The organism is Glaciecola sp. XM2 (genome assembly GCF_018595715.1).
Classification (GTDB): Bacteria; Pseudomonadota; Gammaproteobacteria; order Enterobacterales; family Alteromonadaceae; genus Glaciecola.
Genome location: NZ_JAHEOJ010000025.1, coordinates 1 through 19,541, shown reverse-complemented (window position 1 = coordinate 19,541; position 19,541 = coordinate 1). Strand labels below are relative to the sequence as shown.

At 46.0% G+C, this 19,541-nt stretch carries 11 protein-coding genes; 7 read left to right on the top strand and 4 right to left on the bottom strand.

The window, feature by feature from the left end:
- Position 1 precedes the first annotated feature (1 nt).
- The 3 genes from hemL to KJ365_RS12105 form a co-directional block, all read right to left on the bottom strand.
- A complete protein-coding gene (gene hemL, locus KJ365_RS12115; RefSeq protein ID WP_214451934.1) occupies positions 2 to 1,288 on the bottom strand; it encodes a glutamate-1-semialdehyde 2,1-aminomutase in 1,287 nt (428 codons plus the stop codon).
- A gap of 4 nt (positions 1,289 to 1,292) precedes the next feature.
- The gene (locus tag KJ365_RS12110; protein WP_214451933.1) at positions 1,293 to 2,309 is read right to left on the bottom strand and encodes an aspartate carbamoyltransferase; all 1,017 of its coding nucleotides are present in this window, start codon (positions 2,307 to 2,309) and stop codon (positions 1,293 to 1,295) included.
- Between the two features lie 92 nt (positions 2,310 to 2,401).
- A complete protein-coding gene (locus KJ365_RS12105; protein WP_214451932.1) occupies positions 2,402 to 3,043 on the bottom strand; it encodes a TetR/AcrR family transcriptional regulator in 642 nt (213 codons plus the stop codon).
- A gap of 141 nt (positions 3,044 to 3,184) precedes the next feature.
- Between KJ365_RS12105 and KJ365_RS12100 the strand changes: the two genes are divergently transcribed.
- The 3 genes from KJ365_RS12100 to KJ365_RS12090 all read left to right on the top strand — a co-directional run bounded on the left by KJ365_RS12100 (position 3,185) and on the right by KJ365_RS12090 (position 8,324).
- A complete protein-coding gene (locus tag KJ365_RS12100) occupies positions 3,185 to 4,381 on the top strand; it encodes an efflux RND transporter periplasmic adaptor subunit (protein ID WP_214451931.1) in 1,197 nt (398 codons plus the stop codon).
- 1 nt (position 4,382) lies between these two features.
- Complete coding sequence (locus KJ365_RS12095) at positions 4,383 to 7,532, top strand: efflux RND transporter permease subunit (RefSeq protein WP_214451930.1); 3,150 nt, start codon at positions 4,383 to 4,385, stop codon at positions 7,530 to 7,532.
- 87 nt (positions 7,533 to 7,619) lie between these two features.
- Positions 7,620 to 8,324, top strand: a complete 705-nt coding sequence (locus KJ365_RS12090) for a DUF2982 domain-containing protein (protein WP_214451929.1) — start codon at positions 7,620 to 7,622, stop codon at positions 8,322 to 8,324.
- On the opposite strand, the gene KJ365_RS12085 is transcribed toward KJ365_RS12090, so the two are convergent.
- Positions 8,319 to 11,453 carry a hybrid sensor histidine kinase/response regulator gene (locus KJ365_RS12085; protein WP_214451928.1) on the bottom strand — a complete coding sequence of 1,045 codons (3,135 nt, stop codon included), beginning with the start codon at positions 11,451 to 11,453 and terminating at the stop codon, positions 8,319 to 8,321. The two genes, KJ365_RS12090 and KJ365_RS12085, sit on opposite strands and share 6 nt — an antisense overlap.
- 102 nt (positions 11,454 to 11,555) lie before the next feature.
- Here KJ365_RS12085 and parC point away from each other — a divergent pair, with 102 nt between their 5' ends.
- The 4 genes from parC to KJ365_RS12065 all read left to right on the top strand — a co-directional run.
- The gene (gene parC / locus KJ365_RS12080; protein ID WP_214451927.1) at positions 11,556 to 13,871 is read left to right on the top strand and encodes a DNA topoisomerase IV subunit A; all 2,316 of its coding nucleotides are present in this window, start codon (positions 11,556 to 11,558) and stop codon (positions 13,869 to 13,871) included.
- A complete protein-coding gene (locus KJ365_RS12075) occupies positions 13,864 to 14,337 on the top strand; it encodes an NYN domain-containing protein (RefSeq protein ID WP_214452203.1) in 474 nt (157 codons plus the stop codon). Before parC ends, KJ365_RS12075 begins: the two co-directional genes overlap by 8 nt.
- A gap of 23 nt (positions 14,338 to 14,360) precedes the next feature.
- Positions 14,361 to 15,221 carry a putative RNA methyltransferase gene (locus KJ365_RS12070; protein ID WP_214451926.1) on the top strand — a complete coding sequence of 287 codons (861 nt, stop codon included), beginning with the start codon at positions 14,361 to 14,363 and terminating at the stop codon, positions 15,219 to 15,221.
- A 227-nt stretch (positions 15,222 to 15,448) separates the two neighbouring features.
- A partial coding sequence (locus tag KJ365_RS12065) for an RHS repeat domain-containing protein (RefSeq protein ID WP_214451925.1) occupies positions 15,449 to 19,541 on the top strand: 4,093 nt, incomplete at its 3' end.

Sequence of the window (19,541 nt, the reverse complement as noted above, 5' to 3'; positions counted from 1 at the left end):
CCTATTTATCTATCTGAGCAAACGCTTTGTCTGCTGCGGCTAACGTATCTTTTACAATAGCAGAAGTATGGGCCTTAGATACAAAGCCCGCTTCATACGAAGCAGGCGCTAAGTATACGCCATTGGCTAACATCGCATGATAAAACTGGTTAAACTGATGGGTGTTGCACGAGATAGCTTGTTGATAATTAGTAACTTTTTCTACATCTGTAAAGAAAATCCCAAACATGCTACCGGCAACATTAATGCTCATAGGCACGCCATGTTTATGTGCGAGTTTTTGAATACCTTCAGCTAAGTTTTGCGTGTTTTCAAAAATGGAATCATAAAACCCATCCACCGCAATTTGTTTTATGGCTGCCAGTCCAGCTGCCATTGCAACAGGGTTGCCCGACAATGTACCGGCTTGATAGATTGGGCCAGTGGGTGCAATGTGGGTCAGTATTTTACGTTTACCACCAAAAGCGCCTACCGGCATGCCGCCGCCAATGACTTTACCCAAGCAGGTTAAATCAGGGATGACGTTGAATCGCTCTTGCGCGCCGCCGCGAGATACGCGAAAGCCGGTCATCACTTCATCAAAAATTAATACACTGTTGTGAGTATCGCAAATCTCACGTAGTCCTTCTAAGAACCCTTCCACCGGTGGAATGCAGTTCATATTGCCGGCCACCGGCTCAACGATGATGCAAGCAATATCATCCCCGTGCTCAACAAAGGCTTGTTTAACAGATTCTAGATTGTTGAATTCGACCGTTAAGGTGTGTTTTGCAAAGTCGTCTGGTACGCCAGGTGAGCTTGGCACGCCTAGTGTGAGCGCTCCGCTGCCCGCTTTAACCAATAAAGAATCGGCGTGCCCATGATAGCAACCTTCAAATTTTAAGATTTTATTTTTGTTGGTGTAGCCGCGCGCAAGACGAATGGCGCTCATGGTCGCTTCGGTACCAGAATTTACCATTCTGACCATTTCCATCGACGGCACAATTGAGCTTACCAGTTCTGCCATCTCTACTTCTGCAGCAGTGGGTGCGCCGTAGCTCAGCCCAAATTCAGACGCTGCGATAACCGCTTCACGAATAGTGGCATTGTTATGCCCAAGGACCATCGGCCCCCAAGACTGGATGTAATCGATGTATCGATTCCCATCAACATCCCACATATAAGGTCCGTCGGTACGTTCAATAAATCGAGGAGTGCCGCCAACTGCCTTAAAGGCTCTTACTGGAGAGTTTACGCCACCTGGGATGGTGCGTTGGGCACGTTCAAAAAGTATTTCAGATTTTGTCATAATGTTATGTTGAACTCTTGTTGCTAAACCAATGTACGGGGCGGTCAAAATCGGCGACTTTATCGGCAACACCAAGGGTGAGCGCAAAAAGTGCCATTCTAACTAAAACACCGTTGTCGGTTTGTCTAAAAATAGCGAGATTAGGATGTAAGTTGAGATCGTTGTCTAGCTCATTCGCTTCGGCTCTAGAGTCTCTGGGAAGCGGATGCATGATCACCGTCTGGGATTTAAAATGTTGCGTATAAATTTGTTGGTTAAGCCTAAATTTGCCGCGATATTTATTCGCTTCATCTTGCGAAGTAAAACGCTCTTCTTGAATACGGGTTTGATAGCAAATATCAGCTTCCACTAGACCTTCTAGCTGCTCGCTGATCACAAGTTCGTGACCGGCATTGGTAATGCTATCGCAAATATAGCTGGGCATTGATAGTTCTTTTGGTGAGATAAGCGTGAACTTAACATTCTTAAATAGGGTTAACATTTTTGCCAACGAGTGCACTGTGCGGCCAAATTTTAAATCCCCAATCATTGCAATATGCAGCCCATCAATACCGCTACCGTGGAATGCACGCTCTTTGGCAATGGTATACAAGTCGAGCAAAGCTTGGGTGGGGTGCTCGTTAGCACCATCGCCACCGTTTATAACTGGCACACGACTGCCTTGAGCGAATTCGGTGACCGAGCCAGACGCAGGATGGCGCATCGCAATAATATCGCTATACCCGCTTAGTACCCTAGCGGTGTCGTAAAGTGACTCACCCTTTGCTAAGGCCGAATTACTCATACCAGTGGTCTCGCGCACTTCGCCGCCAAGCAAATTAAACGCCGTGCCAAAACTTACACGGGTACGGGTGCTAGGTTCAAAAAACAGATTCCCTAAAATCGCACCATCGAGCACCGTTGTGCGCTTTTTACGCAAGGCATAAGCCTGCATAGTATCTGCCACTGAAAACACTCGCTCAATGGAAGCACGGTCAAATTGATTCACACTGAGGATATGTTGACCGGTAAAGTCTGACATATTGAATTCACACCCTATTTAAAGTTTGCGCATTGTAACAAACTTTATCGAAAAGAGGACATCGAACACGCGATTATGGTGTGCTAATTCCCTTACATGTCTTGTTGTGCATCGGTGATGATCATCATAACCGTCTTGGCCGTGCGCGCGGAGAGTTTATCAATAGCGCCTTGTTCAATCTCACAAGGAAGATGCAACAGACTGCGCATGTGGTAATCACCTTTTAAAAGGTTGAAAAAGTCGACTGCAGCAGCGTAAGCGTCTTCGTCGTTCAACAGACTAGATGGATGAGTCTTTAATAACTGTTGAATCAGCCCGATGCTATGCACCGGCCCAGCATCATGAAACAGTTCAGCGATTTGTAAGTTTTGTTGGGCTTCACCAATAACGACGTTATACATGGAGATGACATGTTGATCGGTAAGCAGTTGAATGAACTTACGTGCAAAGCCAGCCAAGATTTCTTCAAGTGACATATCGTCCTTATATACACTGGACTCTTGCAGTTGATACGAAATACATTTTTGCTCTATGACCGCACTGTACAAAGCTTCTTTATTTTTAAAATGTGAATACACGGTTTGTTTTGAGACACCGCTATGCTTAGCTACGGCGTCCATCGATGTGCGCTCATAACCGTGTGCCAAAAACATTTCAGCCGCACTTTCTAAAATCTGTGCGCGCTTTTTCTTACTTTTGGGTCTACCTGCTAGGGCAGTTGGCTTAGCTGTCATACAAACCTTTTTGCGACATTTAAACAAAATTTAACATTAATAGACTGGACGGTCTAGTATTTATATTCTAGCATGTCACTCACTTAATGTTTTATGTGCATATCAGTGTGCCATATTTACGTCTTACTTAGGATTATATTTATGTCAGGAAATTTTGCATCCCATCGCAAAGGGCTAGCGCTGATGCTACTCATGTCGGGGGCATGTTTTGTCTTACTGGTAATGCTGATGATATTTTCAGGTAACAGCGGTGGTCAAGCATATGCGCAAGAGCAATTAATGGTTATGCAAAATGCCAAAATCCAAGTGAGCAAAGTTGTTATCCAACCCAATTTTGAGCGAAAACGCATTGTTTACGGAACCATAGAAGCGTCCAAACAATCTGACATAGGCTTTGATATCGCCGGCGTAATCTCCAGCATTGCAATCACCGAAGGACAACTTGTGAGCCAAGGTCAGGTGTTAGCCACTCTAGACACTGCAAGATTACTTGCTCAACAGACTGAGCTAAAAGCCGCTGTGATGCGCGCACAAGCCGACGCACGTTTAGCCGCAGTGTCTAATCAACGCATAAAAAACTTAGTTGCAGCAAACCTTGAATCTCAACAATTACTCGATGAGTCAAAAGCGCGAGTCGAAGCTGCCGACGCGTTTGTAAACGAAATAAAAGCGCGTTTGGCTAGCCTGAAAGTAGAATTAGATAAATCAATATTGCGCGCCCCTTTTGACGGGCAAATTGTGCGTTTGTATACCGACGAAGGTACCGTCCTCAATAATGGACAAGCGGTGTTTTCTATTCTCGCCCAAGATTCTTTAGAAGCGCGTTTTGGCTTGCCCGACAATACCGGTTTTGCGATTGCCCCAGGTGATGAATATGAATTAAACATGGGTGAGGAGCGCTTTAATGCCAGAGTGAAATCTGTGTCGAGACAGCGAAACTTAGCAACAAGAACGCTAAACGCTTTGTTTTCTATCGACCAATCGCAGCTATCGCCACTGCAGCTACGCACTTTGGTAAGTGGTAATTTGGTCAGCATTAGCGTGGGGTTTGAGGTGGACAAACGCGGTGTTTGGATCCCCGTAGATGCTCTTTCTAGCGGTGTCAGGGGGCTGTGGACAGTGTTTACCTATGATGCTCAAACACAAATTATCCAGCCTCGCTCTGTAGCTGTAGAGCACCTAGATGGCGAGTATGCTTTTGTATCAGGTGCACTAAAAGAGGGTGAGCTGTTTGTAGCCTCCGGAACGCATAGGCTAACGCCTGGGCAAAAAGCCGCAAACGTCGAGCAAATTGATCCGGTTGTGATGGCGCAGCTTCAACAAATACAGAGGCAATAGCATGAGCAATGGTGCCTTTGAGACTCAATCTGGCTCGCCGTGGTATACCGCCTTTTTCCGAAAGGGGCACTTACTCGCCTTAAGTATTATTATTATTCTCGTGGCGGGTCTATCGGCCATTCAAAGCCTGCCGCGACTTGAAGACCCTCGCATTGACTTGCGTAACGTCATCGTCTTGACAAGTTTCCCTGGCGCTTCTGCTGAACGTGTTGAAGCCCTCGTGACAGACGTTTTGGAAGATGAACTGCGGCAACTGTTTGAGATAAAAGAAATTGACTCTACCTCAAAAGCAGGTTTTTCATCTTTATTTGTTGAACTACAAGACTCTGTTGATAACAACAACAATCAGCAAATCATTTCAAAAATTCGTGACGCCCTAGACAATGCCGCTCAGCGATTCCCCGAAGGCGCGCAACCCCCTATTTTAGAAGACAAGCGCGGCGCAACAGCATTTACAGTTTTGTATGCGATACAAGCAGACGTACCTGACAATACTGATTTGACGCTAAGCGGCCGCATGGCCGATGAATTTGCCGACCAGTTACGTAACGTAAGTGGCACCGAGCTGGTGCGAATTTACGGCGCTCCTACAGAAGAAATCACCGTCACCCTCAATGCACAGCAGCTGGCCCTTTCTGGAATGCGTATAGAAGACGTGAGTCAACGTATTGCCCAGTCAGATGCCAAACTGCCTGCGGGTGTTTTAAACAATCCATCTCGGGATATTCGAGTGCAGGTTGCCCAGCCCCTTGAGTCTGTTGCGGTGGTGGCGAGTACGCCACTTTTGACCGAGCAAGGCGATTATTTGCGCCTGCAGGATATTGCGCAAATTAACCGTACGCAGCTCAACCCGCCAAAAGAAATTGCGCTGCTCGACGGCAAGCGCACGATTTTTGTCGCGGCTCGCATGCAAACCACCGTGCGCGTTGACCAGTGGACCGAAGCGATTAAAAATAAAGCGCAAAGCTATAACCAACAGTTTGCAGGCAGTTTCTCGGCAAATTTAGTGTTTGAACAAAGCCAATACACCGAGCAGCGCTTATCAGAGCTGAGCCAGAATTTATTAATGGGTTCGGTAGTGGTGATGTTTGTCGTGCTCTTTTTTATGGGCGCAAAAGCCGCTTGGATTGTAGGCTTGGCGCTGCCGCTTTGCGCCGCATTTGCGATCTTCAGTTTGAGCTTTTTCAATCAGCAAATTCATCAGATGTCGATATTCGGGATCATCATCGCCATTGGATTACTAATCGACAATGCCATTGTGATCACCGACGAAATTCGCCTGAACTTGCTTGATACTAGTCTGACGCGAATCGAGGTTTTACAAAAAAGTGTGTCTCACTTATTTTCGCCTTTGCTTGCCTCAACGCTCACCACTATTTTAGGTTTTATGCCGGTGTTTTTGCTGATAGGTAATATTGGTGATTTTATTGGGGGTATTGCGATTAGTGTAGTGATGGCCTTAATTGGTTCACTGGCCATCTCACTGACGTTGATTGCTGCGCTAGCTGCACGCTATTTGCCGCGGGATAGCTCGGTCGATCATGCTTGGTATAGAAGAGGCTTTCAGCTTCCCTCTGTGTCTAATGCGTTTGCGTATCTGTTGAAAAAATTGGTCAGTAAACCGGTATTGGTCTTGCCGGTGATTGTGACTTTTTGCCTAAGTGGTTTTGTACTTTCTAGTAGCTTAGCTAACGTGTTTTTTCCAAGTGCAGATCGCGACCAGTTTGAAATGTACGTGTTCATGCCAAGTGGCTCAAACATCGAACGTACCTATGAGCTTACTCAAGAAATAGACGCTTATTTGCGTGAAAAAGACGATGTTGTGCAACTCACATGGTTAGTCGGTGGCTCAACGCCATCTATTTATTATAACCAAGTGATGACGCGCGATAACAGTCCAGAATTTGCTAACGCGGTGATTACTACGCCAAGTGTCGCAGCGGCTGAGCGTCTAGCAAAAGCGCTTAACTTTGAGATGCAAGACGCCTTCCCGGAAAGTAAAATTGTGGTGCGAAAATTTGGTCAAGGTCCGCCCATTGCCGCGCCGCTTGAGGTGGATGTCTTTGGCCCCGATTTGGAAGTGCTCGACCAACTTGGCCAACAAATTAGACAAGCCATGAGCAGGGTGGAGGGTGTCACGCAGTCCACCGCGAGCATCACTATGAACGAGGCTCAGTTAAAGTACAAAGTTTCCGAAAACCAGTCGTATTTAGCGCAGCTATCGCTCAATGAAATTGCTGCGCAGCTTCAAACTGCGTTAGCAGGGGCAACAGGGGGCTCAATATTAGAGGGAACCGAAGAGTTGCCCATCCGAGTGCGCATCGACAATATGCAGCGGGCAAACGTAATGGCATTGGAAGCCCTGCCGCTGATCAGTCGTCAGGTAAGCAATACGGGTCCTTTGGGTGTCGCTTCGCTGGGAGACTTTGTACTTGAGTCGAGCATCAGTGGCATTACCCGAAAAAATGGCGAACGGTTAAACCGCGTACAAGCGTATCTTTTGCCAGATGTTCCCGCCATTACAGCCAGTGAAAAACTGCGCGAAATTTTAGAAAATGGCGGTATTGATTTACCCCCAGGGTATCGATTGAAGATGGCCGGCGACGCCGATGAACAGCAACAAGCGCTTGGCCAGTTAGCAACATATGCACCGGTTCTTTTGGTGTTGATGATCACCTCTTTGATATTGAGTTTTTCTAGCGTACGATTTGCCGGCGTCATTGTGATGGTGGCGGTGTTATCCGTTGGTTTAGGATTTTTGAGTTTATGGCTATCGGGATTGCCCATCGGCTTTAACCCACTGTTGGGAAGTGCAGGTTTGATAGGCGTGGCGATTAATGGTTCGATTGTGGTCATCGCTTCTATTGCGAGTAACCCTAAGGCGATGCGAGGAGAAGCAGGCGCCATAGTAGACGAAACAATGAGCTGCTCTCGTCATATACTTTCTACCACATTTACCACTGTTGGTGGCCTTATTCCTTTACTGTTATTTAGTGAAGGGAGCTTTTGGCCACCCCTTGCGGTGGTTTTAGCTGGGGGAGTTGGATTTTCTGTGCTACTTTCATTAATATTTACGCCAACAATTGTGGCTGCCTTATGTCGTCTTCGAGAAAAACGCAAAGCTTTTATGACAAAAGCATTCAACAATTAAAGCAGTGGTGGCATACCGATTGTGCTTTTTGTAGGCAAACGCGGTATATCATAATATGGGCTATTTTAATGATGGTGTTTTATTTTTATGTCTGGCAATGAATCTTCAGAAACTATATTTATTCGCGGCATATCTTCGCACAATGGCATAACCACACTGTTAATTGGTGCTGCTGCCGTCTTTTTGGGTGGAATGACCATTTCACTGTTGCCCGAACTGTTTTTTCTGGCGGGTATCTTGATCATTGCCGCAGGCATCATTGCGCTTACCATGGGATTTTTTAAGATCAGGGAGCCAAAGTACAGCCTAGAAATCACCAAAGAGCGTCTGACCTATCATCATCGTCTAGGCAAATGGCATATTGACTGGCACAACATTCAGCGCGTTGATGTGCCAAGGGTCCATTCAGGATTAGAGCACATTGATTTGGAAATGGTTGGCTTTCGTCTTAAGCAGCCAGAAGCTTTTTTGTCGACTATCTCACCAAGACTTATCACACATCTGCTGATGGAACAGCGTCCTCTTGTAACGCAGGCCGAGCGCGCTAGCTGTGGCACCGGAAAGTGCTATGGCGATGATCTTATTGAAGATGGCAAATATCAAACCACTGACGGTGTTGAGTTAAGAGGTATCACCGCTATGTTTGCCAATCGCATGCGCAAATTGCAGTCTGGGTTAGGATATGACGTATTTATCTCGGTAAATGAACTCGACCGCAGTGCACAAGAGTTTGTGAATTTAGTGCGCGATTGTCACGAATCGGTCCAACAAGAGTTGAACAAAGCTTTATAGCAAACGTTGACGACGAGATGGCCACTCATCAACCAGCAAGCGCAACTCGGTAAGAAGGTCTTCAATACTCACCTGCTGCTTTGGTGATGCCGCACTTTTTAATCCCTCTTCAATGCTTTTACACATCGCCTGTAGCCTTGGCACGCCGGTGTAACAACACGCACCGTGAAGCTTATGAACACTGCCTAAAAGGGCTGTGTCATCGTCGTCCTTGAAGGCTGCTTCAATAGCGTTTAAATGCTCAGGCAATTGCTCAACAAACTCATTCATAAACGACATCGCGAGCTCCACATTATGATTAGAGCGACTTAAAGCTAACTCCCAATCAATGCTTTCGGGTAGCTTTACCGTATCGGTTTCACTTAATTCACACCATTCATTTATAAGCTCAAACAAGCGTTCCATTTTTATCGGTTTAGATAAAAAGTCTTCAAGACCTGATTGTAAAAAGTGCTGTTTTTCTTGCTCAAGGGCATGGGCGCTCACCGCAATGATGGGCGTACCAAAATTAAGCTTAGTTTTGCGAATGTTTTTTGTGGCTTCTATGCCATCCATGTTGGGCATTTGAATATCCATTAAGATGAGGTCATATGCGACTTGCTCGCACTTACTAATAGCCGATGGGCCATCAAAAGCTAGATCTAGGGTGATTGGCGAGTTCTTAAGCCAAGTTTCTAGCAAGCGTAAATTAAGCTTCATATCATCCACCGCTAATACTCTCACTCGCGGCAGTTGTTTGATTTGTCGTTGTACTTGCGAGTCTTGTGGTGAAGCATTTGGCGCATTTAGGGCGGCAAGTTTTCTTGCGGTCAACGGTAAACGTATGGTTTTCATCGATGCGGGCATCGAGCTTAGTAAAGGCGTTGGCAATGGCGCACCAGAAAATAAGATAACAGTATTTACTGGCGCAATACCCGATAAACGAGAAATGACTTGTGGTCGTTTGCTTGCATTTTTAAGTGCTAACACAACAAATAAATACATATCTGGCTGAATATATTTGCGCGCTAACTCAAGGGTTTCAAAACTACTGACGGTAAAGCCCATTATTTGTAACTGCTTGACAATACTACGCCTTGATTCCCCCCACTTATCGTACACGATAGCGTGCTTACCTTTAAACGGCTGCTGGGGCAACAGGTTATCCTGTCTATGCTGAATTTTAAATGGAATGGTGGATGTAAAGGTGCTGCCAACCTGTGGTTGACTTGTGACACGAATTTCGCCATTCATTAGATATACAATTTCTTGACAGATCACAAGGCCAAGACCAGTGCCTTGGTATGAGCGATTAAGTTCGTCATCTAGTTGGTGGAATGCTTTGAAAATATTATCAATTTCGTCATTTGATATACCTATCCCAGAGTCTTCCACGGTAATTTGAATAAGACATTTTTCGCCATCTTGTTCCAATAACTTAGCGCGCAGCGCAATATGCCCGTAGTTAGTGAACTTAAGGGCATTACTGATCAGGTTGGTAATGAGCTGCTTTAATCGAAAAATGTCACCGAGCAAATAATCGGGCAACGGGTCAATGTCATATACAAATTCCAACTGCTTCAAGTGAGCGGTTTTTGACATAGTGGCGGCGATGTCTTCAAAGAGTTCTTTGGGCTTGAACGTTTTGTTGTTGAGGGTGAGCTGCCCGGCCTCCATTTTGGAAAAATCGAGAATGTCGTTAACTAGTGTGAGTAGGTCAGTCGCGGCGGAATTGATGATTTTGACATGCTCGTCGCGCTCTTCAACGTTGCTACCCGACTCCAACTCCTTGCTAAAACCAATAATGGCGTTGAGTGGCGTTCTGATTTCGTGTGACATGTTGGCCAAAAACTGAGACTTTATCTCACTGGCCTTGATGGCGTCTCTTCGCGCAATATTTAATACTACGTTTTGCTCTTCAACGGTAATAAAGTTGTTTTCAGCGTCGGCCCTTGCCTGCAATAAATCGGTTTCTAATTCGTACTGCGTTCGAGACACAATCGAGAGCAAAAACGCACCGGCTTGCAAACTCAGCGCTAACTGAAACAGTTGCGAGTTGAAGGTGTTAGTCGGTAAATAGCCGATAATATACATGACGCTCAATACTGTGCCGATGAGCATGGTCAGCCAACCAATCAAAATGGGTCTGGCAGGCTTAAAATCGTGTTTATACGCATAGAATGTCGCGTAAATGTTTATAAAAAGACAAGCAAAACTAAATAAGTACATTAGATCTAAGCGCCACTCAACGCTCCAAATGGGCAAGAGCATCGCAATAAAGGTCGTAAAACATGTAGCGAAGAAGAAAAGGTAGGCTCTCAATAATGTGTTCGCAAGCTGAGAGATGGGCAAAATAGAAAAGGTGAACACCGAACTGGAGATACATAGCAGCAAAATAAGCTCTTCAGGCAACAGCAAAGAGAAAAAGGCGGCAGCATCTGGTTGAATAAGATAATTATGTCCGCTCCATGTCACTTGCCAGGCAAAAATCAAGGCCACATGCCCAAAGAACAAAAAGTTGCTTAACCGAGGGTAGTTAATGGTAAAGCTTAATGCATAGAAAAATAAGATAAGGATAAGGCCATAAAACCCACCCCATAGTAAAAAGTCAGCTTGGTCGGTGCTGGTGTGTTGCTGTGGTGTGTACAAATGAATGGGTGCAAGCAATGACAGGCTTGACGCTTCTATGTATAGGTAAACTTCTAATGTTTCACCTTGCGGTAGAGACAGATTAAAAGTGGGGAATGCGTAGCTAGACTGCTTATTGTCGCCACCGTCATTTCCGGCAAAAATGATTTCTCCTTGCCGTAACAGATACAGCTGAACATTGTTAAGCTGAGAAAAGCGAATCGACAATATCCACTGCTCTAACTCGGAGGTGTTTTTAAGCTCTCCATAAAACCATAGGCCATTTTCGAATAGGCCAAAGTTAGAACCATCGCTTTTTGTGTAGGCAAGTTGCGCTCGCTGTTTACGAAAATCTTCGAAACTTAACTCCGATGGAGTGCTTTCATACACCTTGAAAATAGGGGTCAGCAGCACAGGCTCAGCGCTTTGCTTAATTTCAAACGGGCCGTTGGCAAACGCCTTTGACGTAAACAACAAGGTCAGCAAGCCAAAAACACCAAAAATGTGAAAGACTTTATTCAATGAGACGTTATGCTTTTGTGAAAAATGCGATACCATGCCCTTAATATAAAGTCTCCACAGCAATAAGTATATAAGGCGAATTCATTAATTGAACCGAAGCTTATGAATAACGAAATAACAATAAATAGTGATGGAATAGAACAACTTGGCCTAGGGCGTTTTACCGAAGACGCTTATTTAAATTATTCGATGTATGTGATTATGGATCGCGCTTTGCCACATATTGGCGATGGGTTAAAGCCCGTGCAGCGAAGAATCATTTACGCGATGTCTGATCTTGGCCTAAGCAACAACGCAAAATACAAGAAATCTGCTCGTACGGTAGGTGATGTATTAGGTAAGTTTCACCCCCATGGTGATTCGGCTTGTTACGAAGCCATGGTGTTGATGGCGCAGCCCTTTTCTTACCGTTATCCTTTGGTTGATGGGCAAGGAAACTGGGGCGCTCCAGACGATCCTAAATCGTTTGCCGCGATGCGTTATACCGAAGCACGTTTATCGAAATTCTCTGAAGTACTGCTCACTGAACTTGGTCAAGGTACCGCTGATTGGTCGCCCAACTTCGATGGCACCTTGCAAGAGCCAAAAGTATTACCTGCGCGTCTACCTCATATTTTACTTAACGGCGTGACCGGCATTGCCGTTGGTATGGCAACCGACATTCCACCCCATAACGTCAGGGAGTTAGCATCTGCATGTGCGATGCTATTAGACAATAGCAGAACAGAGCTATCTGATTTACTCGAGATAGTGCAGGGCCCAGATTACCCCACTGATGCCGAAATTATTACCCCTAAAGCCGATATTCAAAAGATTTATGAAGCCGGTCGTGGCAGCATCAAGATGCGCGCTGTATACCATGAAGAAAATGGTGAGGTAGTTATTACTGCGTTACCACATCAGGCATCGGGCGCGAAAATTTTAGAACAAATCGCGGGTCAGATGCAGGCTAAAAAACTGCCTTTCGTGAGTGATTTAAGAGATGAATCTGATCATGAAAATCCTACCCGCTTGGTAGTGACTCCGCGTTCAAATCGCGTGGATGTGCAACAGGTCATGCAACACTTGTTCGCAACGACAGACTTAGAAAAAAGCTATCGCGTCAATATCAACATGATTGGTTTGGACGGCCGTCCTCAAGTGAAAGATTTAAAGACTATCTTGAGCGAGTGGTTGGTATTTAGAAAAGAAACGGTCACACGAAGATTACAATATCGACTCGATAAAGTATTGGCGCGCTTGCATATCCTAGAAGGCTTACTAATTGCCTTCTTAAATATTGATGAAGTCATCGCCATTATTCGCAACGAAGATAAGCCAAAGCCAGTGCTAATGGAGCGCTTTGGTTTAAGCGATACTCAAGCAGAGGCCATTTTAGAACTTAAATTGCGTCACTTAGCAAAACTAGAAGAAGTGAAAATCAAAGGTGAGCAAGAAGAACTGAGTAAAGAGCGAGATGGTCTTCAGCTGTTGCTAGGATCCGATCGACGCCTCAAATCGCTGATCAAAAAAGAAATATTGGCAGACGCTGAAACCTACGGCGATGAGCGTCGCTCGCCGATTATCGAGCGTGGCGAAGCTAAAGCGCTTACCGAAAAAGAATTAATGCCCTCTGAAGCGGTTACGGTTGTGCTGTCGAAAATGGGCTGGGCACGCTGTGCTAAAGGCCATGACATTGATGGTGCTGCGCTGAGCTATAAATCAGGTGATGGGTATCTGCACAGTGCAAAAGGGCGCAGTAATCAGCCTGCTGTATTCCTTGATTCATCGGGTCGTACCTTTTCGTGTGATTCGCACAGCTTGCCGTCGGCTAGAAGCCAAGGAGAACCGATTACCGGTCGCTTCTCCATTGTTGGAGGCGAAAAAGCACGCTACGTCATCATGGGGCAGCCTACTCAAAGTTATTTGATTGGTTCTGATGCCGGATATGGTTTTGTTGGCACATTTGATGACATGTTAACCAAGAACAAGGCGGGTAAGGCCTTTGTATCGTTGCCGGTCGGCGCTCAAATCATGTGCCCTCAAGAGCTTGTTTCTGTTGAATCTGACTGGTGTTTGTGTATTTCGAATCAGGGAAGGATGTTGCTATTCCCTATGCGAGATTTGCCGAAATTAGGCAAGGGTAAAGGTAACAAGCTGATGAACATACCGGGTGCAAAGGCAAAATCACGCGAAGAATATTTAACCCATTTGAGTGTTGTGCCAGACCAAGCCAGTGTGAAAGTCGTTGCGGGTAAACGCGTAATGACCCTAACACCTAATGACCTGTCTCACTATCATGGTGAGCGCGGTCGTCGCGGGAATAAACTACCACGTGGTTTACAGCGTGTAGACGGCATTGAAGTCATCCAAAAAGCGCCAGTTGAAAACCTTGAGCCGACCAAGGATGCATCATCGGGAGAGAGCCCCACTGAATAAGGTTGCGGTGTTTGTAGATGTGCAAAACATCTACTACACCACGCGCCAGGCGCTTGGTGGACAATTTAATTATCGTCAGTTTTGGCGAGTGTTATCGCAAACAAGCGAAATAGTCGTTGCCAATGCCTATGCAATAGACAAAGCCGATGAGCAGCAGCGTAAGTTTCAAAGTGCGCTTAGGCATATTGGCTTTGACGTAAAGCTTAAACCGTTTATTCAGCGAAGCGACGGCACTGCAAAGGGCGATTGGGATGTGGGTATCACGATAGATGTGATGACCATCGCACCTGAGGTTGATGAAGTGATTTTGCTAAGCGGCGATGGCGACTTTGCTATTTTGCTAGATACCATCTCCGAGCGGTACGGTGTTAAAACCACAGCCTATGGTGTACCTGCGCTAACTGCTCAAGCATTGATGAATGCGGCCAATTCTTTTGTAACCATTGACCAGCATTGGTTATTGTAAGCCAGCAAGCAAGGAAATTCGCATTGACGACAGAATTTACATGGCAATGCCCGGTATGTGAAAGCCCACTAGCATTAGATGGCAAGACTTGGCGCTGCGAGCAAGCACATAGTTTTGATTGCGCCAAAGAAGGTTATGTAAACCTGCTCCTTGCTCAACACAAAAACAGCCAGTCCCCGGGAGATAGCAAGGAAATGATTGCTGCTAGGCGGGCATTTTTGGCAACCGATGCCTATAAACCTTTGGCACATAAGCTATCGTCATTGTTGCTAGCGCATGCAACTGATTTAAACACTGATAAGCCCTTTCGGCTATTTGATGCCGGCTGCGGGGAAGCATACTATACAAGAACCATCGACACGCTTTGGCACGAAGTTTCCCAGCGCATCCGCATAAGCGGTATTGATATTTCCAAACCCGCCATACAAAAAGCAGCAAAAGCCAACAAACACGGATATTTTGCTGTTGCCAGTACTTTCAATATCCCCTTACCCAGTGCAAGTCAGGATGCAGTTATTCAAGTGTTTTCACCATCGCGCCTCGAGGAAGTCGCTCGTGTGTTGTCTGAGAATGGAGTGCTGATCACCGTCAATCCCGCGCAAGACCACCTAATTGAATTGAAACAATACGTTTATGACAACCCTCAGCCTCACGCTATTGCCGAAGACGAATCATCTGTATTTCGTATGGTTGATAGGCATCGACTGACCTTTTCTGTACCCTTAAATAGCGAACAGGAGCGTGCGCAGCTTCTTGAAATGACACCTTTTTATTGGCGCATATCCCAACATAATAAAGCGCTTTTATACCGTGGCCTAGAGGTCTGCACGGCTGATTTTGACATTCGAGTGTTTCGTTTGTCTGAGGTTTGCTTATCAAAGTAGAGGTTTTAAGAGCGCGGGGGGNNAGTGTACATCAAAAAAGTATCTCTCAAACAGCAATCATGAAAGGTAGCAATTGACAAGGTTTAACTAAGTAATTGAAGTGGCTTTGAAAAATAAAGTTTGTAAACGAATGCTTTGCTAACACTAAGTGCTTGACAGAAACATACCGGTCAGTTAATTTTTTAAACACATGGAAGTAAAACAATTATCAAAAGCAAGGAAAAGCGATGATTCAAGCATTCAAGCATTCAAGCATTCAAGCATTCAAGCATTCAAGCACTCAAGCACTCAAGCACTCGGCCGTAGCCTTATTATTTGTTCTTAATTTATCGGCGACAACCGCGAACGCATCACAAGTATACAAGCCTAGCGGCAATTCAGAAGCCACCAGTCAATCCACTGAAGAAACACCTCAAGCGCCAAAAAGCACGCCATCAGATGAGGAGCCCAAGAATAAAGACGAACCCCCTGAGCTATTAAGAAAGCCGCTGAGTGCTGATACCCAAAGCTTTGGTGGCTTTGGCGATTTTGATTTTGGCTCGCCGAGCATGGCAGAAGCCGCCAATATTGCTAAATCATCTGATGCGGTTGCCGCTGATGCCAGTATTCGCGCCCATGATTTTGGTATTTTTGGTGACAATATAGATACTTATACCGGCGGCTTGTCTTTTTCGCATGTTGACGTATCGCTACCCGGTAACTCGCACCTTGAGGTCGCAATTAGGCGCAGCGTTAGCCAAGCGACAACCTATCACCCGCAGCAATCGCGCGGCTTCGGGGACTGGGAAATCGCCGTCCCGCGTATTCATCGTAAAGTGGCGCAGCCGGTCAGGTATAGCTCTAGTGGTTTTGCTAATACAGAGCAGATTGGCAATATCGTGACGCAGTTTGGACGAGATGAGCCTTCTTGGCGCGCCGATCGTTGTTCAAGCAAAGATGTTGAAGGTATGTACTATCAGCGGCCTAACCGTTGGATCACATCGAGCGGCGGCTTCGCTGGCAGCAATCCAAACTGGAACACATACGTTATTGTGCCAGAGTGGTTCTACGATGAGCATACCTATGCCGATGGCACACATCTTTCTATTCCTGGGCAAGGGAGCCAAGAAATACTCGACACCCCCCGCGGTAATATTTGGAATGGTTCGCCTAAAAAGGTCACCAAAAATCATTGGAAGTTTGAATGTATTGCCAATATTTCTGGCGGTGGAGAGGGCTTTATTGCCATTGCTCCGAATGGGGATAGATGGCGCTTCGACAAACTCGTTTATAAACAAGCACCTTATATTATGGTATATCCCAAAGGGATGGCTGTAGGCGGTAATGTAGGTATTTACAGTGTGACTGGCGCAAGTCACGCGACGCTGTTGGCGACGCAAGTGACAGACGTTAACGGAAATTGGGTGAAATATCATTACACCAATGATGGTCAACTCACTAAAATTGACGCAAACGATGGCAGAAAAATTGATATTTATTACAACAACAATAATATCGACAGGGTCGTTGCTCATGGTCGCACGTGGCAATACGATTATCACGCTGCTACTGCGGTTCGCCCAGCGGTGCTTAAAGAAGTTACTTTACCTGACAACCGGTCATGGACCTTTAACTTACAAAATTTGTATTGGGAAGCGATGCCCGGCCAAGCCTGTAAGCTCCCTGACTTTAGCGTTTCACTCACTCATCCTGATGGCGCTAGAGCCGAGTTTGATTTGGCTGAAACTATCAGAGTTGCCCCCTCACGACTAGGGGGTACATCGGTCAACAGTCGATGTAGATACGACCCCACAAGCACCAATTGGGCTTACACTAGCGGCTGGCATAGCGTTTATGAGACGGTGAGTGTCACGTCTAAAACCATCAGTGCGCCAGATATCCCTACGAGTACTTGGCATTATGCTTACAACGGCACAAGGGTCACCATCACTGACCCCATGAACATGCGCACCATTCAGGAGTTTTACAGCTCAGGTGCAGGCGAGGGGCAAGCCAAATACACATGGACGTATGACGCCACAGGACTGCTTCGTACCGAATATTATAAGTACATATATGGCCCGATAATGGGAGACACCTTTCGTTTCTTAAATCCCGAATACGGCGACATTAGAGCTGATTTACTAGCCGAAGTGCATATCACGCAAGGTGGCAATACCTATAAAACCATTAACACCTACAATACCAATTTGTCGTCGTCTTTGTATTCATATGGCAACCCTGTACAAATTGAACAGTTTTCGACATTGCAAACGCCTAGAAGAATCACCCAGCGAACTTATCAACATATGAAGTCGATATGGAAACTTGCCCTCCCTGATCGCTCTATTTTAAATAGTAAAGAATTTGAACGTTATGGTTATGATCCAAAGGGTAACAATATATGGCTAAACCGATTTGGTGTGCGGGCAGTGACAAATACTTATCATTCGGATGGAACACTCGCCTCAGCCACAGACGCACAAAGCAATACAACCTACTATGATAATTACCAAAGCGGCACGCCACAATTGGTCACTCGCGCCGACAGGCATACGGTAGAGCGCGTTATAGATGTGTTTGGACAAATGCTCTCACAGACCGATGCAGAAGGTTTGACGATTGAATATAGTTACGACTCGGTGGGGCGGCTGACCGATATTGACCTGCCAGCGCCATGGCACGATACCAGCATTACATATAGTAACTTAGGTCAGGGGCTTACGCAGATGAGCACCACTGGCGCTAAACGCACCACCACTACGCTAGATCATTTATTGCGCCCAATATTAGTGAAAAATGAGGCCTTGTATAATGGTGGGCAAACGACCTATGTGAAAACTACGTTTGACGCATTAGGTCGCACGCATTTTGCCTCTCAGCCTGCGCCTCATGCAAGCCCGTCTTTAGGGTCATATACTTATTACGATGGTCTAGGAAGAGTCACGATGACTCAGGATAATATGGCACCCTATGCACAAACCCGCACTGCTTACTTAGCAGGAAACGTAACCCAAACGACCGATGCAGACAACTATGTGACTAACACTTACCGCTCAGGTTACGGCAACCCAGATGATGGAAACACTATCAAGATTGAAAGCCCGCACAACGTCACCACACAAATGACCTATGCCATATGGGGCAACATGCTGACCCTTCGTCAGCATGGCACACAGCATAACCGCACGGTAGACCAGACCCAATATTATTTTTATGACAATGCTATGCGCCTTTGCCGCCATCGTACACCCGAGACCGGTGATACCGCGTATAGCTATTATCCCACGGGCCATACTAAAACCGTTGCCAGAGGACTGCCCGCGTTAAATGGTTGCGGCTCACCTACTGGTAACACAGCAGTGACGTCGTATTATGATAATCTCAACCGCTTAACCCTGCTCGATTATGCTGATCCTAGCACCCCCGATACTACTTACACTTACCGTCCGGTGGGTAACCTTGCGACCTTAAACAGAGCAGGGATAAATTGGACGTACGTTTATGACAATATGTACAACCTCACACAAGAAACGCTAAGACTAGACGGATACACGTGGCAAACTGACTATACGTATAATAACAGCATGCACATGACCTCAGTCACATTGCCCTCAAGACGTAAAATAGATTATGGCCTCAATGGCTTAGGCCAAGTGCTCAGTGCAACGTCAAATGGCCAAGTATATGCCAATAATATGGCTTATCATGCCAATGGCGCATGGTCGCAAATGCGATATGGCAATGGTCATACATTGCATCAAAGTCTGGATGCCCGTTTACTTCCAAGGCAGTTATGGACCAGCCATGCCTCCAAACCGAGCGCTGTCAATTACACGCATAGTTATGATAAGCGCAGTAACCTTACGAGTATCATTGACGGTCTAAGCAGCGCCAACAACCGCAGTTTTGGGTACGATGGCCTTAGCCGTTTAACCTCAGCAACCGGGCCGTTTGGCAATGCCTCGTTTGAGTATGATGCCTTGGGCAACATTCGCCAAAAACGCTTAGGCTCTCGTACGGTCAATATTCATTACAACAGCTTAAACAGAGTGTCATCTGCCAGCAGCACCGGCGTTGGTGTGCCTACCGCTACGTCTGCCCCATTTACCGCCAGCTATCAATACGATACGCGTGGAAACACGCTCAATTCAGGTAAGGTTGCGTTTGTTTACGATACCTCCGACCAACCTACCCAAATGACGCATAGCTCAGGTGTATCTAACTACCTCTACGACGGCCACAAACGCCGCGTTAAGCAAGTTGTGAGTAGCAATGGCAGTACAAAAATCACGTATTCTGTTTACAGTCAGGGTGGTACACTGCTACATCGCCACAACG

Bases quoted from the DNA above. Each gene is read 5' to 3' on its own strand.
- hemL (WP_214451934.1), bottom strand. From the start codon at position 1,288: ATGACAAAATCTGAAATACTTTTTGAACGTGCCCAACGCACCATCCCA.
- KJ365_RS12110 (WP_214451933.1), bottom strand. From the start codon at position 2,309: ATGTCAGACTTTACCGGTCAACATATCCTCAGTGTGAATCAATTTGAC.
- KJ365_RS12105 (WP_214451932.1), bottom strand. From the start codon at position 3,043: ATGACAGCTAAGCCAACTGCCCTAGCAGGTAGACCCAAAAGTAAGAAA.
- KJ365_RS12100 (WP_214451931.1), top strand. From the start codon at position 3,185: ATGTCAGGAAATTTTGCATCCCATCGCAAAGGGCTAGCGCTGATGCTA.
- KJ365_RS12095 (WP_214451930.1), top strand. From the start codon at position 4,383: ATGAGCAATGGTGCCTTTGAGACTCAATCTGGCTCGCCGTGGTATACC.
- KJ365_RS12090 (WP_214451929.1), top strand. From the start codon at position 7,620: ATGTCTGGCAATGAATCTTCAGAAACTATATTTATTCGCGGCATATCT.
- parC (WP_214451927.1), top strand. From the start codon at position 11,556: ATGAATAACGAAATAACAATAAATAGTGATGGAATAGAACAACTTGGC.